This is a genomic window from Streptomyces sp. SudanB25_2051 (genome assembly GCF_964272635.1).
Classification (GTDB): Bacteria; Actinomycetota; Actinomycetes; order Streptomycetales; family Streptomycetaceae; genus Streptomyces.
In genome coordinates this window covers 6261360-6276618 of sequence record NZ_OZ186787.1, presented here as the reverse complement: position 1 = coordinate 6276618, position 15259 = coordinate 6261360, and the positions used below count along the sequence as shown (strand labels likewise).

At 73.9% G+C, this 15259-nt stretch carries 12 protein-coding genes; 7 read left to right on the top strand and 5 right to left on the bottom strand.

The window, feature by feature from the left end:
- Positions 1–3 precede the first annotated feature (3 nt).
- Positions 4–813: a class I SAM-dependent methyltransferase gene (locus ACSUPT_RS27585; RefSeq protein ID WP_436945986.1), complete on the top strand. Its 810-nt coding sequence runs from the start codon at positions 4–6 to the stop codon at positions 811–813.
- A 103-nt stretch (positions 814–916) separates the two neighbouring features.
- Here ACSUPT_RS27585 and ACSUPT_RS27580 read toward each other — a convergent pair whose 3' ends face one another.
- The 3 genes from ACSUPT_RS27580 to ACSUPT_RS27570 all read right to left on the bottom strand — a co-directional run bounded on the left by ACSUPT_RS27580 (position 917) and on the right by ACSUPT_RS27570 (position 5591).
- Complete coding sequence (locus ACSUPT_RS27580; protein ID WP_436945984.1) at positions 917–1408, bottom strand: hypothetical protein; 492 nt, start codon at positions 1406–1408, stop codon at positions 917–919.
- On the bottom strand, positions 1405–3933 hold the full coding sequence (locus tag ACSUPT_RS27575; RefSeq protein WP_436945982.1) for a molybdopterin oxidoreductase family protein: 2529 nt from the start codon (positions 3931–3933) through the stop codon (positions 1405–1407). Before ACSUPT_RS27575 ends, ACSUPT_RS27580 begins: the two co-directional genes overlap by 4 nt.
- Before the next feature lie 173 nt (positions 3934–4106).
- On the bottom strand, positions 4107–5591 hold the full coding sequence (locus ACSUPT_RS27570; RefSeq protein ID WP_436945980.1) for a glycoside hydrolase family 71 protein: 1485 nt from the start codon (positions 5589–5591) through the stop codon (positions 4107–4109).
- A 437-nt stretch (positions 5592–6028) separates the two neighbouring features.
- Between ACSUPT_RS27570 and ACSUPT_RS27565 the strand changes: the two genes are divergently transcribed.
- Entirely contained in the window at positions 6029–7531 is a 1503-nt protein-coding gene (locus ACSUPT_RS27565; RefSeq protein WP_436945978.1) for a bifunctional phosphatase PAP2/diacylglycerol kinase family protein, read from the top strand.
- Here ACSUPT_RS27565 and ACSUPT_RS27560 read toward each other — a convergent pair.
- A complete protein-coding gene (locus ACSUPT_RS27560) occupies positions 7521–8486 on the bottom strand; it encodes a nucleoside hydrolase (protein ID WP_436945976.1) in 966 nt (321 codons plus the stop codon). The two genes, ACSUPT_RS27565 and ACSUPT_RS27560, sit on opposite strands and share 11 nt — an antisense overlap.
- A gap of 271 nt (positions 8487–8757) precedes the next feature.
- Between ACSUPT_RS27560 and ACSUPT_RS27555 the strand changes: the two genes are divergently transcribed.
- The 5 genes from ACSUPT_RS27555 to ACSUPT_RS27535 all read left to right on the top strand — a co-directional run bounded on the left by ACSUPT_RS27555 (position 8758) and on the right by ACSUPT_RS27535 (position 14982).
- Positions 8758–9384, top strand: a complete 627-nt coding sequence (locus ACSUPT_RS27555) for a DUF6230 family protein (protein WP_436945974.1) — start codon at positions 8758–8760, stop codon at positions 9382–9384.
- Between the two features lies 1 nt (position 9385).
- On the top strand, positions 9386–9922 hold the full coding sequence (locus ACSUPT_RS27550; protein WP_436945972.1) for a DUF6114 domain-containing protein: 537 nt from the start codon (positions 9386–9388) through the stop codon (positions 9920–9922).
- 209 nt (positions 9923–10131) lie between these two features.
- Positions 10132–10797, top strand: coding sequence for a hypothetical protein (locus ACSUPT_RS27545; protein ID WP_351964178.1), 666 nt, complete (start codon positions 10132–10134; stop codon positions 10795–10797).
- Between the two features lie 192 nt (positions 10798–10989).
- Positions 10990–12603: a phospholipase D family protein gene (locus ACSUPT_RS27540; protein ID WP_436945970.1), complete on the top strand. Its 1614-nt coding sequence runs from the start codon at positions 10990–10992 to the stop codon at positions 12601–12603.
- 66 nt (positions 12604–12669) lie between these two features.
- Complete coding sequence (locus ACSUPT_RS27535; RefSeq protein ID WP_361664994.1) at positions 12670–14982, top strand: SpoIIE family protein phosphatase; 2313 nt, start codon at positions 12670–12672, stop codon at positions 14980–14982.
- On the opposite strand, the gene ACSUPT_RS27530 is transcribed toward ACSUPT_RS27535, so the two are convergent.
- Positions 14926–15234 carry a DUF5133 domain-containing protein gene (locus ACSUPT_RS27530; RefSeq protein ID WP_361664997.1) on the bottom strand — a complete coding sequence of 103 codons (309 nt, stop codon included), beginning with the start codon at positions 15232–15234 and terminating at the stop codon, positions 14926–14928. The two genes, ACSUPT_RS27535 and ACSUPT_RS27530, sit on opposite strands and share 57 nt — an antisense overlap.
- Positions 15235–15259: the final 25 nt, after the last annotated feature.

Here is a 15259-nt window from a genome sequence, read left to right as displayed (position 1 = left end):
GCAATGACGGAATTCGACGCGTGCGAGCGGCGGGCGTGGGACGGGCGGGCCTCCGCCTATGCGCGCGGGTTCGCCCGCCTCTGCGCCCACCCCGCGGGGAGGCTCCTCGACGCCGCGCGGGTCGGGCCCGGCTGCCGGGTCCTCGACGTCGGCACGGGGCCGGGGACCGTAGCGGCGGGGGCGTACGCGCGCCGCGCCGACGTGACCGCGGTGGACGCCGAGCCGAGCATGGTGGAACTGGCCGCCGGCAGCGTCCCCGGCGCGGATGTGCGGGTCGTCGTACTGCCGCGTCTGCCGTTCGGGGACGGCCGGTTCGACGCGGTGGTCGGCAACTTCGTGATCAACCACGTGGGGCGGCCGCGCGCGGCACTCGCCGAGCTCCGCCGGGTGACCCGGCCCGGCGGCCGGATCGCCCTGACCACCTGGGGCAGTCCCAGGGGCGCCGGCCAGGAGCTGCTGGGGCGCGCCGTGGCGGCGGCGGGGGTGGACCTGTCGGCGCACCTGCCCCGCCTGGCGCCCGAGGAGGAGTTCCCGCGCACCGAGGAGGGCTTCGCCGGTCTGCTGCGCGGCGCCGGGTTCACGGACGTGTCGTGCGCGCGGCTTTCCTGGGACCACCGCACCGGTCTGGAGGAGTGGTGGAGCGGCCCCGCGGCGGGGGTGGCGATGATCGGTCAGGCCATCGTCGCCCAGCCCCCGGCGACGGTCGCCGCGATACGGCGCCACCTTGGTGTGCTGGCGGCCGAGTTCACCGCGCCCGACGGCAGCCTGGTGCTGCCGCACACGGCGCTGCTGGCATCGGGGCGCGCCGGCTGAGGTGGCCGCCCATCCGCTCCAGGGGCCCTGCCGAGTGCTCCGGCCGGGCGGCGCGCCGTCCCTGGCGTCCCCGCGCGGCGGCGGCCGGCCGCCGTACGGCCGCTCAGAGCGCGGTCAGCACCTGCGGGGACAGGATCTTGATCATGCTGTTGGTCCAGCGCATCTGGCGCAGCGTCTGCGGGTGGCAGTGGGAGGCGAGGGCCAGGAGCGTGTCGTCCCTGGTGGCCTGCGCCGCCTGGGCGAGCATCTCCCAGTACAGCGAGTTACCGGCGGCCGCCAGGTGCAGTTGGCGCAGGTCCCACAGGAGCAGCAGGCCCGGTTCGGGGCGGTGGCCCATCGCTTCGGCGGCCTTCTCGCGCAGCGCCGTGAGGACGCCGGGAGGTTCGGTGCCGTCGAGTCCGACGAGGCGCACCTCGCGCTCGCGGGCGGTGTCGGCGAGCCGTTCGGCGTGCTCGCGGGACCAGCGGGCGAGGTCGGTGGCGACATGGCGGACCTCGTGGTCGGTGCTGTGCCGTTCCCCGACGGCCGTCAGGTGCCGCGCGAGGTGCCGTTCGCCGTGGTGCAGGGCCCGCAGGGTCAGGGTGATGCCGTTCACGCGCCGTCGCCTCCTCCAGGGCCGTTCCAGGGCATGGCGTCCGACTCGGCCACGCGCGCGGAGGGCCCGCCTTCGGTGCCGGGCACGACACGCGGGCCGGACCCGCCGCGCGCCGGGGCGGACGCGGGGGCCGGTGCGGGCGCGGACGCGGTGGTCGTCGGGGCGGGGGCGGGGGTGCCGTCGCCGCGTTCGACGAGGGTGAGCGCCGCCGCGGCCGTCTTGAACAGCGGCTGCTTGGAGACCGGGTCCCAGTCCGTGATGGTCGTCTCGTTCGCGGCCCGCCCCGGCGTACCGTCGCCGGGCCCCTGGCCGTCCGGGGTGTCCCAGTAGCCGTAGTGGAACGGTACGAACAGCAGGCCCCGGCGGATGTCCGTCACGCGGAGCCGCCCCCGCAGGGCGCCGCGCGGCGTGGCCACCTCGACCAGGTCGCCCTCGGCCAGCCCCCGGGCGGCGGCGTCCTCGGCGGACACCTCCACCCACACGTCGGGCGCGGCGGCGTTCAGCTGCGGGGCGCGGCCCGTCTTGGTCCGCGTGTGGAAGTGGTAGACGGTACGGCCGGTGGTCAACTGGAACGGGTACCGCTCGCCCGGCTCCTCGTGCGGGGGCACATAGGCGGCGGCCTTCAGCATGGCCTTGCCGTCCGGGTTGAGCGCCCGGTACTCGACCGGTTCGGTGGCCGCGCCGGTGACCAGGTCCTTGCCGTACGACTCGCACACGTCCGGCGCGGCCCAGCTGACGCCCTCCGTGTAGAGGCGCGCGGTGCCCTCCGGGGCTCCGTCGTGGCATGGCCACTGGATACCGCTCCCGCCGCGCAGCTTTCCGTAGGTGATGCCCGTGTAGTCGCAGGGGCGGCCGGCGCTGCACCGCTTCCACCCCTCGAACGCCGACTCGGGGTCGTGCCAGGTGACGAGCGGGCCGCCGTCCTTGTCGCGGAAGTCCATGCGGGCGGCGTAGTCGAGGAAGATGTCCAGGTCGGGCCGGGCCTCGCCGGGCGGTTCGACGGCCTTGCCGGAGAGGTGGACCGTGCGGTCGGCGTTGGTGAAGGTGCCGGTCTTCTCCCCCCAGGTGGCGGCGGGCAGCACCACGTCGGCGAGGCGGGCGGTCTCGGTGAGGAACAGGTCCTGCACGACGACGAACAGCCGGTCCTGGGCGAGGATCGAGCGGATGCGGGACAGCTCGGGCAGGGAAACGGCCGGGTTGGTGCCGCTGATCCACAGCATGCGGATCGACCCCTGCTCGGCGTACCGGAACATCTGCATGGCGTGGGTGGGCGGTCCGTGGTGCGGGATGGCCGACGGGTCGACGTTCCACACCCTGGCCAGGTCCGCGACGTGCTCCTCGTTCTGCCAGTTGCGGAAGCCCGGCAGGTCGCCGTTGGCGCCGCACTCGCGGGTGTTCTGGGCGGTGGGCTGGCCGTTCATCTGGAGGACGCCGGCCCCGGGGCGGCCCAGCATGCCGCGCAGCAGGTGCAGATTGTTGATCTGGACGGCGGCGGCGGTCGCCTGATGGGACTGGTACACGCCCTGGAGCACCGTCGACAGCAACCGCCGCGCCGTGCCGAGCAGTTCGGCCGCCTCGGCGATGCGGGCCGCGGGCACGTCGCAGATCCGCGCCGCCCACGCGGGGGTGGTGTCCGCGACGCGGCGGGCCAGTTCGTCGAAGCCGACCGTGTGCGCGGCGACGTAGTCGTGGTCGACGCGGTCGGTGCGGATGATCTCGTGGAGGAGGGCGTTGAGCAGCGCCACGTTCGTGCCGACGCGCGGCGCGAGGTGGACGTCGGCGCGCCGGGCGACGCGGGTGGGCCGCGGATCGACGCACAGGAGGCGGGGCGGGTCGGCGCCCTCCAGCCGGTCCAGGACCCGCATCCACTGCACGGGCTGCGTCTCGGCGATGTTGTGGCCGAACAGGGCGATCGTGTCGGCGTGGTCGATGTCGTCGTACGAACCGGGCTGGCCGTCGCAGCCGAACGACTCCTTCAACGCCTCGGCGGCGGTCGACGTGCACAGACGGGTGTTGCCGTCGAGGTGGTTGGTGCCGATGCCCGCGCGGGCGATCACCGCGAGGGTGTAGTACTCCTCCAGGAAGAGCTGGCCGGTCGTGTAGAAGCCGATCGCACCAGGACCGCGCTCCCCGAGCAGTTGCCGGGAGCGGCCGGTGATCCGTTCCATCGCCGTGTCCCAGTCGGTCTCCACGAGCCGGCCGCCCTCGTGGACCAGGGGACGGGTGAGGCGGTCCGGTGAGGCGTTGGCCTGCCAGCCGAAGAGGTCCTTCGGGCCCAGCCGCCCGTGGTTGACCCGGTCCACGGCCCGGCCGCGCACCCCGACGATGCGCCCGTCGCGTACGGCGATGTCCATCGCGTCGCCGTCGGAGTGCAGGATCGACGCGGACTGCACCCACCGCTCGACCGTGCCGGGGTCGATCCCTTCGGCGAGGTACGTGTCCACCCGCGCCGGCCATGTCCCGCCCCGCCCGTACGGGGTCCGCCCGCCCCACGGCTCCGCGATCCGGTCGACCCATCCGCCCATCGTGGCTCCCAGCTCCGCACGCCCGGCACCTGCCGGCGCGCCCGGTTCGGCAGCGGGCGCGCCAAGGCATCCATCGGTACCCGGAGGAGCCCGCCTCTAACGCCGGCCGCCGCCGTTCGCACCACTCCGGAAGCTGCGGGCCCTGTCGGCGGCGCGTGCGGGTTCCCGGGCGGTCAGAGACAGCAGGGCGGGGTGGGGCGGCCACTGGTGGCGGCGTAGTACTGGAGGTCCTGCACCTGCGGGTGGCGGACCACCTGGTAGGGCAGTTCGACGGCCGCGGCGGTGCGGCCGTCGCGTACCGCCGCCGCCGACACCTCGCCGGTGCGCAGCGGCACCAGCACGGGGGACGTCCCCGCGGGCACCGGCTGGCTGGTGGTGACCGTACCGACGGTGACGCGCAGCGTGGCGGGGCGGGTGAGGAAGGCCAGGACCTCCACCGTGTCGCGGGCCTCCTCGCTGCTCTCGCGGAGCCTCATCAGCCGGGTCTGGCCGCCGGTGGGCACCGCGTCGGCGAACTGCGTGCGGGAGGTGACGTACAGCGTGTCGCGCAGGATCGCCGGCCATGTGCCGGTCTTGAAGCGCGTCAGGTAGTAGGAGGTCAGGTCCAGGTAGGCGTGCCCGTTGTGCAGGGAGGGCGCGACGTGGGTGCTTTCGGAGTAGTCGTTCCACGTGGTGAGCTGCACCCAGTCCGCGCCGCCCGCGATGGCGCGGTGCCAGGTGGCGCGGAGGGTCGCGGTGTTGCCGGCCTCGTCGTACACGCCCTGGCTGGGGCGGGCGTCCTGGACCGCGACGGGCTGCATCCACAGCTTGCCGAGGCGGTGGGCGATACGGGCGTCGCGACCGGGGTCGTCGGGCTGCGTGTAGGTGCGCACCCCCCAGTCGGAGAAGCCGTGGCTGATCGGCGCGAACTCCTCGTGGTGGGCGCCGAAGTCGAGGAACACGGGGAAGAACGCCGTCCGCACCCCGTGCCGGGCGCGCAGGTCGTCGAGGAGCGCGGACCACCAGCCGGCACTCCTGGCCTCCGCCTTGAACGGGGACACGACGAGGCGCCCGTCGGACAGCCGGTGCGCTGCGGGGCTGCGGCCGAGTTCGGCGAGGGCGTCGGCGATCTCGCGGGGGCTCTCGGTGGTGAGGGACGCCATGTCGGGCATCAGGACGATCCGGAAGCCGGGGTCGACCGACCGGGCGGCCTCCAGCATCAGCCGGCAGCGCTCCCAGTTCCTGCCGGACAGGGACAGCACGTCGAGGGTAAAGCCGTCGAGACCGGCGGCGCGCGCGGTGCGGACCTCCTGCTGGAGGTTGGCCAGCTCCCAGTCGCCGCTCTTGGGGCGGACGGGCTGCGGCCGGTCGCGCAGGAGGCCGCCGTACGCGCGATGCTTGCCGTTCTCACCGTGCGGGGTGAGGTAGTGGCGGGCGTAGTAGTCGCGGCGCGGATCCTCGTTGTCCAGGGAGAGCGGGTACGGGGTGAAGTAGTGCGCGAACACGAGCTTGCCGCGGGCGCGCAGGACGGCACGGTCAGGGAGGTCGAAGGGCAGCGCGGTGGCGGCGTCCGCGCGCGCCGTGTCCCCCGGTTCGCCGGACGTGCCGCCGGCGCGCGGGTCGCTCTCCCAGGCGGCGGCCAGGCCCGTGCACAGAACGGCGAGCACCAGTCCGATCACGCCGCCCAGAAGGGACCGCCCCCGCAGGCGGCCCCGACCGTGGCGCCGCGGGGCGGCGCCCGGCCCCCGGCGGGATGGGCGGGCCCGGGAGGGTTCGCCGTGGTGCGACCGGACTTCGGCGTGTCCGCCGAGTAGCGAGCGCTTCTCGTCCTGCCCGCGGCGGGGCTGTGGCTCCCCGGCGCTTCCGTGGTGTTCCGTCCGCATCGCGACCCCTCTCCCCCGCCCGCCGTGCGCGGCACGCCGTACAGCAGTAGAGCGGATCGCCACGAGCCGGACAACCTTCCTCCACGAACGGGGGAACGCCCACCGGAAGCATTGCCGTGAAGGCATACGCCCGGCCCGCCCGGCAGGCGTCGCACCGGCATCGATGGGTACGTTGGCGCCGTCGGGCACGTTGACGCGCGCCGGAGCGTTTCCGGGTACGAGGAGGAGAGCCGATGCGAGAGGCACCCAAGGCGCGGAGCGTGCTGAGCCGACTGGACCGCGCGATGTTCGCCCAGGTGGCGCAGCGGACCTGGCCCGCGGCGGAGCCCGTGCTGCCGCGGCTGAGCGCCAGTGCGAACCGGGGGGCGCTGTGGCTGGGCATCGCCGCCGGCATGTGGGCGCTGGGCGGGGCTCGGGGGCGGCGGGCGGCGGTGCGCGGGGTGGCGTCGCTGGCCCTCGCCTCGGTGACGGTGAACACGCTGGCCAAGGGCGCCGTGCGACGTCAGCGCCCGGTGATCGACCGGGTGCCGCTGGCGCGCCGGCTGCCGCGCCAGCCGCTGACCACGTCGTTCCCGTCCGGCCACTCGGCGTCCGCGGCGGCGTTCATGACGGGCGTCGCACTGGAGTCGCGGGGCATGGGCGCGGCGCTGGTGCCGGTCGCGGCGTCGGTGGCCTTCTCCCGTGTCTACACGGGCGTCCACTACCCGAGTGATGTGCTGGTGGGGATGGCGCTGGGGGCGGGTGCGGCGTTCGCGGTACGGGGGCTGGTGCCGACGCGGGATCTGGTGCCGGTGCCCGCGCGTCCGCGCGCGAAGGTGCCGGCGCTGCCAGACGGGGGCGGTCTGGTGGTCGTGGTGAACCCGTCGTCGGGGGCGGGGACGCATCTGATGGACCCGGCGACGCAGATCACGACGCTGCTGCCGAAGGCGGAGGTGCTGCTGTGCCGTCAGGGCGTCGATTCGCTGACGGACCTGCTGGAGACCGCCGCCGCCGAGGCCGCCCGGCGCGGCGGGGTGTTCGGGGTGTGCGGCGGGGACGGAACGGTGAACGCCGCGGTGGCGCCCGCCCTGCGCCACCGGGTGCCGCTGCTGGTCCTGCCGGGCGGCACGTTCAACCACTTCGCCGCCGACCTGGGGGTGGACTCGGTCGCGGACGGCTGCCACGCGCTGGCCGAGGGGCACGCGGTGCGGGCCGATGTGGGCCGCGTCCGGTTGCACGGCGGGCGCGGAGCGGCGCGGGAGCCGGTGTACTTCGTCAACACCTTCAGCCTGGGCGTCTATCCGGAGCTGGTACGGCTCCGCGAGCGCTGGTCGCCTCGGATCGGCGGGCCCGCCGCCACCCTGCTCGGCGCGGCCCGTGTGCTGCGTACGGCGGCCCCGCTGCGGGCGGAGGTCAACGGCAGACCGCGCTCGATGTGGTTCCTGTTCGCCGGGAACGGGGTGTACCGCAGCGTGGGTTTGGCGCCGCTGCGTCGCCATGATGTGGCGGACGGGCTGCTGGATGTGCGGATCGCACAGGCGGGGCGGCTGGCGCGGCCCCGCCTGCTGGCGACGGCGGCGGGCGGGCTGGCCCGTACGCGGCTCTACGCCGCCGCCCGGACGACGGGCCTGCGGGTGACGGGGCTGCCGCCCGGTACCCATATGGCGTTTGACGGTGAGGTGGTGCCCGCGGCGCCCGGCCTGACGATCGACAAGCTGCCGGAGGCGCTGACGGTGTACCGGCCACTCACCGACTGAGCCCGCCTCCCGTCGGGGCGGGTCGGCCGAGGGTGCGTACGGCGTCCACGATCAGGTCCCAGTAGGCGGGCACGTCCACGTCGACGGCTACATGCGCGTTGGGGGCGGCTCCCGTGACGCCGTCGAGGTCGACGACGGTGGCGCCGCGTGTGTGGGTGCCGGTCAGCTCGACGGCCACCGGCACGTGGACGAGGGTGAGCAGGTCCGGGGCGGCGATGTGGGCGACGGTGAGCGGGTCGTGCAGGGGCGGGGCGGGGAAGCCGAACACCTCGCGGTAGGTGTCGCCGAAGTAGGTCAGCAGTGCGGCGCTCATCTCGGCGAGTGGAGTGCCGAGGGCCTTGACGCGCGCGACGACGTCGGGCGTGGCGAGCGCGCGGTGGCTGACGTTGAGGCCGATCATCGTCAGGTGGAGTCCGCTGCGGAAGACGACGTCGGCCGCCTCCGGGTCGGCGAGGATGTTGAACTCGGCGGCGGGCGTCCGGTTGCCTCGCTCCGTCGAGCCGCCCATGAGGACGATCCGTTCGATCCTGTCGGCCAGTTCGGGGTGGGCGAGCAGGAAGGCGGCGATGTTGGTGAGCGGCCCGGTCGGCACCAGCGTCACCGGCTCCGGGTGGGCGCGGAGCGTGTCGCGGAGGAAGGTGACGGCGTCGCGGCCGTCGACCGGCACGTCCGGCTCGCCGAACTCGGGGCCGTCCAGCCCCGATTCACCGTGGATGTCCGGTGCGACGATGCCGGGTCCCCGCAAAGGTTCGGCCATGCCCGCGGCGATCGGCACGCCTCGGACACCGGCCGCGGTGCACACCCGGCGGGCGTTCAGGGTGGTCTTCTCCACGGTCTGGTTGCCGGCGACCGTGGTGATCCCCAGCAGCTCGATACGGGGGTGAGCTGCGGCGAGCATGATGTTGAAGGCGTCATCGTGCCCCGGGTCGCAGTCCAGGATCACGGGAACGGGCATGAGGTCTCCTGAAGATCCGTCGAGTAGGCCGAAAAGCGTCGTTCGTCAACCTTGCCAACACCCACTGGCACTCTTACATTCAACCCGTCGGTAACACCCGCGAGTAGGCCTGATGGCAGGTCACACCCCTCGCGGTCGCTCTCCGCTCATCGATTTTCCGCGCACCGCCGCGTCCCCCCGGCGGCCCGCCTTCGAGCAGGGTCTCCCGCTCCATCCGATATCCGTGGCCGACGGTCACCGCGGCCGTGGACAGCAAGAGAGGGGATATTTCATGAGAAACGCACCTGGGAACGGCGAGGACGAGGTCGTCGGCCGTATCCAGTGGAAACGCTTCGCCGCCCTGTCCGTGCCGGGGGTCGCCCTGACCGCCGCGTTGGGAGTCGCCCTGTCGAGCGGCGCCCTGGCCGCTTCGTTCGCCGTGTCGGGCCAGCAGTTCAAGGTGTCGGCGGACAGCCTGACGGGCAAGGGGTTCGCGCAGTACGGCAGCATCGACACGAACGCCCGTGAGGAGCTGCTCCCCGTGGCGGTCACCGCGATCGGCGAGGCGAAGCTGCACAACCTGTGCCAGTCCGTCGTCACGACGCTGCCCGTCATCGGTGACATCTCGTTGAACCTGACAGCGGGGAAGAAGAAGCCGGTCGAGGCCACGAACCTGTTCGTGGACGCCGCCCAGCTCTCCGGCGACGCCGGTTTCAACAACATCGAGATCGGCCGTGACGCCTCCACCCTGGACAAGGGCCCCGAGGGCGCGCAGGGCATGCAGGACCTGTTCGGCCAGCAGGCGGACGATGTGACCATCTCCAATCTGGAGCAGGTGGCCTGGGCCACCAACGCCGGCACGTTCAAGTTGTCCGGCCTGAACATGAAGATCACCAAGGGCAAGAAGGAATGCTTCTGACATGCCGTCACCGGCCGACGGGGCGACGCGAGAGCCTTTGAGCGGTTCCCCGGACAGACTCCTGGCGGACGAGCACCACGGCAAGGGCCTGAACCAGACCTCCGCCGCGCTCGGGACTCCGGTCCGCCCCGGTCTGCGGGGCAGGTGGCGCCGCTGGCGCAGGAGCCGGCCCTTCTGGGGCGGGCTTCTCACCATCCTCGCCGGGGCCGAGATCTGCGCGATCCCCCTGGCACCCCTGGAGGTGATGCTCCACCAGGGCATCGCCGGAGTCCCCTCCGTACTCCTAGGCATTGTCATGATCATGCTAGGCGTTTCGGTCTGGGTGTCCCCGCAGTACCGCTCACTCGCCGGAGTCGTCACCACCGTGATCGCGGCCGCCGCGCTGGTCATGTCCAACCTCGGCGGGTTCCTCATCGGCACCCTCGTCGGCATCCTGGGCGGCGCCATGATGTTCGCCTGGCAGCCGGTCGAGCCCCGGCATCGCTCGCACACCGCTCCCCCGTCCCCCGACACCTCGGACACCCCGGCCGAGGCCTGACGGCAACCTCGCCCGCGCCGCCGCCGTCTCCGGCCGTCGCAGGCATCCGATGGACGCAGGCATCCGACGGGGCCGCCACCCCCGGCCCCGTCACCGCTCACGCTTCTCACCGCAACCCGTGGTCCCCACGGATCTCCGTACTTTCTCGGGCCCCCCACACCCGCAGCGGTGTGACACCCCGTCACACCATCCCCGAAGGAGAACGCCACATGGCAACCCTCACCCGCAAGGCACTCTCCCTGGGCACCGGCCTGGCCGCCGTCGGCGCCCTGGTCTTCGCCGGCTCCACCGCCACCGCCGCGCAGGCCGCCCCGGCCCTCGCCGGCTCCACCACCGTCACCCCCGCGGGTCACGGCTTCAAGGCCACGCTCAGCGGCAAGGCCACCTTCAAGGCCGGCACGGTGACCGTCACCTGCGCGGTCTCCTCCTCCACCGGTCAGGTCCCGTCGGCGCCGGGCAACCACAACGCCGCGGGCCCCGTCTCCAGCGCGATCACCCCGCCGACCTTCTCCTCCTGCACCACGAGCATGGCCGGCGTCAGCGCCACCGTCACCACAAGTGGCGCGTGGACCGTGTCCATGCAGCACGGCTCGCCCATCGTCGCGTCGTTCGCCGTCCCCGTCGGCGGCCTCGTCGTCAAGACGTCCGGTCTCGCCAGCTGCACCGTCACCGCGGCGCCCACCGCACCCGCCACCACCAGCGGCAGCTGGACCAACGGCGCCCCGTCGTCCCTGGCGTTCAGCAACGCCCAGGTGCCGATCAAGGTCGTCGGCGGCTTCGGATGCCCGACCAGCGCCACCTCCTCGTCGTTCTCGGCCACCTACCTGGTGACCGACACGACCGACCCGGCGCAGCACATCACGGTCTCCAGCTGACCGTCCCGTCCCTCCGGCAGCGCCACCCGCGCCGCCGGAGGGACCCGCGCGCGGCACGGCGGCCCTCCCCCGCCGTGCCGCGCGCACCCATGTCACATCCCCGGGCCGGGCCCGCCCGTGACGCACCCCGGATGAGCGGGCCGGATACGGGTACCCGCCGGGCGGAGGAGCGTACGGACGAGAGGCCGTGCCGTGGAGCCCACCGACTGGCTGCTGACCGCGACCGAACGCGGCAACCCCGCCGTCCGCCTGGACGCGCGCCGGGGCGAGGCCGCCTGGTCGCGGGGCAACGACGTGCGCCCCCTCGTACACGGCGCGGTCTACTTCTCCGAACTGCTGGCCGCGCTCCGCGCCCAGCGCCCCGGCGATCTGTGCCTCTTCACCGACTGGCGGGGCGACCCCGACGAGCGGCTCGACGGCGAGGGCACCGAGATCGCCCGGATACTCGGAGACGCCGCCCGCCGCGGGGTGATCGTCAAGGGGCTCATCTGGCGGTCCCACCTCGACCGCTTCCGCTTCAGCGCGACCGAGAACCGCCACCTGGGCACGGAGATCGAGGCCGCGGGCGGCGAGTGCCTGCTCGACATGCGCGTACGCCCCGGCGGCTCCCATCACCAGAAGTACGTCGTCCTCCGCCACCCCGGCCGCCCCGAACGGGACGTGGCGTTCGTCGGGTGCACCGACCTGTGCCACAGCCGGCGCGACGACGCCGCGCACCACGGCGACCCGCAGGCACTGCCCATCGCCGACGCCTACGGGCCGCATCCGCCGTGGCACGACATCCAGCTCGCCGTACGCGGACCGGCCGTCGGCGACATCGAGGCGTGCTTCCGCGAGAGGTGGGACGACCCGGCGCCCCTCACCCGCAGCCCCTTCACCCGCATCCGCCAGCTCGCCCACCACGAGGACACCGACGCGGCGCCCCTTCCGCCGCAGCTGCCCGACCCACCGCCGTGCGGCACGCAGACCGTGCAGGTACTGCGCACCTATCCCCGGCGCCTGGTGCACGGCTACGACTTCGCGCCCGACGGAGAGCGGAGCATCGCGCGCGGCTACCTCAAGGCGCTGCGCCGCGCCCGGGCGTTGATCTACCTGGAGGACCAGTACCTGTGGTCCACGCACGTCGTCCGGTGGTTCGCCGCGGCACTGGCCGCCAATCCGCGGCTGCGGCTGATCGCTGTCGTCCCCTCCTACCCCGAGCAGGACGGACGGCTGTCGCTGCCGATGAACCTGGTCGGACGGATCGCCGCGCTCGACCAGCTGCGGGCGGCGGGCGGCGACCGGGTCGCCGTGTACGGGCTGGAGAATCATGCGGGAACCCCCGTGTACGTCCATGCGAAGGTGTGCGTCATCGACGACGTGTGGGCCGCGGTCGGGTCCGACAACGTCAACCTGCGCTCGTGGACGCACGACTCGGAACTGTGCTGCGCCGTCGTGGATGAGACGGTTGACGAACGCCATCCGTATGACCCGGGCGGGCTCGGAGATGGAGCCCGTCGCTTCGCCAGGGAACTGCGCCTCACCCTGGCCCGTGAACACCTTGACCTGGGGCCGGCCGGCGACGATCACGGTCCGGACCCGCTGTGCGACCCCGAAGGGGTGTTCCGGGCGTTCGCCGCCTCGGCGGAGGCGCTCGACGCCTGGCACGCGGGCGGGCGGCGCGGGTCCCGCCCGCCGGGCCGGCTGCGCGCGTACCGCACTCCGGAGCTGCACCGGGCCGTCGCCGCGCTGTCCACCCCCGCCTACCGGCTGCTCGTCGACCCCGACGGCCGCCCCCTCGGCCTGCGCCGGCGCAACGCCTACTGAGGCGCCCCGCGCCGACCGGTGGCCCGCTCCCGGGCGGCTTCGAGGGGGCTGTGCCATGCTCGGAGGGTGGACGAACCGCGTGTCCCGACGGACGGCGACGCCTCGGACGTGGTGGCGCTCGCCAGGGTCGTCGCGAGGCTGCGCGCCCGGGTCGACGAGCTGGAGGAGACGCTCGCGACGAGCACGCTCAAAGAACGTGCGAAGGGCGCGCTGATGGCGCGCGAGGGCCTGTCGGCGCGCGAGGCGGAGGCCGCACTGGTACTCCGGGCCGAGCATCGGGGCCGTACTCTCGCCGACGAGTGCTGGGCCGTGCTGGGCGCCACGCAGAAGGTCCCGGCCCGCAAGGAGACGGCTCGCAGGAGCGCCGCCCCCGACGCGACGGCGCGGGTCCTGCTGGACGTGCTGCGGGGTCCCGCGCACGTCGCCGGGGTGCTGGTCTGCGAGGAGGCGCCGCACGGCGGGCTGGTCCTGCTCGGTCACGCGGGGCTGGACGCGGCCGCGGCGGCCCGCTGGTCGCGTGTGTTGTCCTTCTCGGGGCAGCCGGGCGGCCCGGCGGCGCTGACGGCGCTGCACAGCGGGCAGCCGGTCTGGCCCGACCGGACGCCCATGCCGGACGGCGCCGTCGCGGCATGGGTGCCGTTCTTCGGGAACGGCGGGCCGGCCGGCATCGTGTTCGGATTCCTGCCCGCCGGGCCGGGCGGTTTCGACGCGGCGGCACGCGAGCTGCTCCAGGAGGCCGCCCGGTCGGCCGGCCGCTGCCGCACCGCCCCGGCACGCGGCACGACCGAGGACGACCACGGTGGCGGCGCAGCGGCCGTGACGGATGCGGCTCCCTCGGGGCCCGGCGTGGAGGAGGTGCGGGCGGTCCTCGGCGCGCTGCCCGGGTCCGCCGTCCTCCTCACCCCGATCCGCTCGCCGGGCACCGGCGAGGTCGAGGACTACCGGATCGACGCGGCCACGCCCCGCTCACTGGACTGCGCCGGCCGGCGCGGCGCCGAACTGGTGGGGAGGCGCATCCTGGAGACGTACCCCACGCTCGCCGGCACCGACCAGTGGCGGGGCTACGCCGGCACGCTCCTGACAGGGGTGCCGTACGAGAGCGAGCCGTTCACCTACGAGGAGGTGACCGCCGGCACGCCCCGGCTCACGACCTGGACGGTGCGGGCCGCACGGCTCGGCGAGCGGCTCCTCGTCTCCTGGTCCTCTCACGACGAGGAAGCCCACGAGGCGCGCCGCCGGCAGCAGATGGAACGCCTCGGCGACCTCGGCTGGGCGGAGTGGAGCGTCCGCACCGGCGAGACAGCCTGGTCGGAACGCACCTACCGGATCTTCGGCCGCGCCCCGTCGGACTCGCCGCTGTCCTGGACGGAACTCCCCGACCATGTCGTGCCGGAGGACGCGCCGCACCTGCGGGAGGCCACACGCCGGCTGCTGCGGGAGGGGGAACCGCTGGACCGGACGTTCCGGATCAGGACGGAGTGCGGGCTCCGGCACCTGCGGCTCGTCGCCGAGCCCGTCACGGACGCGGAAGGCGCCACCGTGGAGGTGCACGCCCTCTACCAGGACCTCACCGCGCAACGGCAGGCCGAGCAGGCCCTGCTGGAGTCGGAGCGGGCGGTCCTCGTCCACCGGGGCCTGCTGGAGGCTGAGCGGTCACTCGCCACACGGCTCCAGCAGGCTCTGCTGCCCCACCAGGACCGGACCCTCACGGTCGCCGGGCTGCGGGCGGAGGTGTTCTACCTGCCGTCGCAGGCCGGACTCAACGTCGGCGGCGACTGGTACAGCGCCATCGACCTGCCGGACGGGAGCGGGCTCTTCGTGATCGGCGACGTGGCGGGGCACGGCATCGACGCGGTGGCGACGATGGCGCAGCTGCGATTCACCGCCAAGGGCATGATCGTCACCGGTTCACCACTGCCGGACGCCCTGGAGCGGCTGAACGCCCTGCTGATGCACGCCCCGGAGGGCCGCCACTCCACCGCGACGCTCATCCTGGCCCGCTACCGGCCGTGGGACCGCACGCTGACGTGGGCACACGCCGGGCATCTGCCGCCGCTGCTCGTCCGCGACGGCGACGCGCGCTTCCTGACGCCGCCGTACGGGATCATGCTGGGCGCCACCGCGGACTGCTCGTACGAGGAACAACACTTCACGGTGGCGCCCGGAGACCATCTGCTGCTCTACACGGACGGGCTGGTCGAGCGGCCCGGCGAGGACATCACCGCGGGCCTCGACCGGCTGGCCCGGAGGGCGGGCGGCGCGGTGCGCGCGGCGGGCGGGGTGGAGCGCCTCGCCGTACGGCTGACGGAGGCGCTGTCCCCGTCACGACGCGACGACATCTGCCTGCTGCACCTCACGCTGCCCCCCGACGGCGTCTGAAGTCCGGCCTGCGGGGACTATCGACCGGTCGGTCAGCAGCGAGTCGTCCTCCGGGCGGGCGCCCGGCAGCCGGTGCCGGGCGGCGACGAGCGCCGCGTCGATGTCGCGGGTGCCGGTGGAGACGCACAGCGTGTACGCGACGTCCTCCATGCGCTGCCGTACCTCCGGTCCGCCGTTGTGGGCGTCGAGCTTGCTGAGCGCGGTGTACTCCTCGATCAGCTTCGTCAGGACGGCGGGGTGGGCCATCAGCACGACACGTCTCCTTTCGTACGGCCAT

Bases quoted from the DNA above. Each gene is read 5' to 3' on its own strand.
- ACSUPT_RS27555 (WP_436945974.1), top strand. From the start codon at position 8,758: ATGAGAAACGCACCTGGGAACGGCGAGGACGAGGTCGTCGGCCGTATC.
- ACSUPT_RS27550 (WP_436945972.1), top strand. From the start codon at position 9,386: ATGCCGTCACCGGCCGACGGGGCGACGCGAGAGCCTTTGAGCGGTTCC.
- ACSUPT_RS27575 (WP_436945982.1), bottom strand. From the start codon at position 3,933: ATGGGCGGATGGGTCGACCGGATCGCGGAGCCGTGGGGCGGGCGGACC.
- ACSUPT_RS27565 (WP_436945978.1), top strand. From the start codon at position 6,029: ATGCGAGAGGCACCCAAGGCGCGGAGCGTGCTGAGCCGACTGGACCGC.
- ACSUPT_RS27560 (WP_436945976.1), bottom strand. From the start codon at position 8,486: ATGCCCGTTCCCGTGATCCTGGACTGCGACCCGGGGCACGATGACGCC.
- ACSUPT_RS27545 (WP_351964178.1), top strand. From the start codon at position 10,132: ATGGCAACCCTCACCCGCAAGGCACTCTCCCTGGGCACCGGCCTGGCC.
- ACSUPT_RS27585 (WP_436945986.1), top strand. From the start codon at position 4: ATGACGGAATTCGACGCGTGCGAGCGGCGGGCGTGGGACGGGCGGGCC.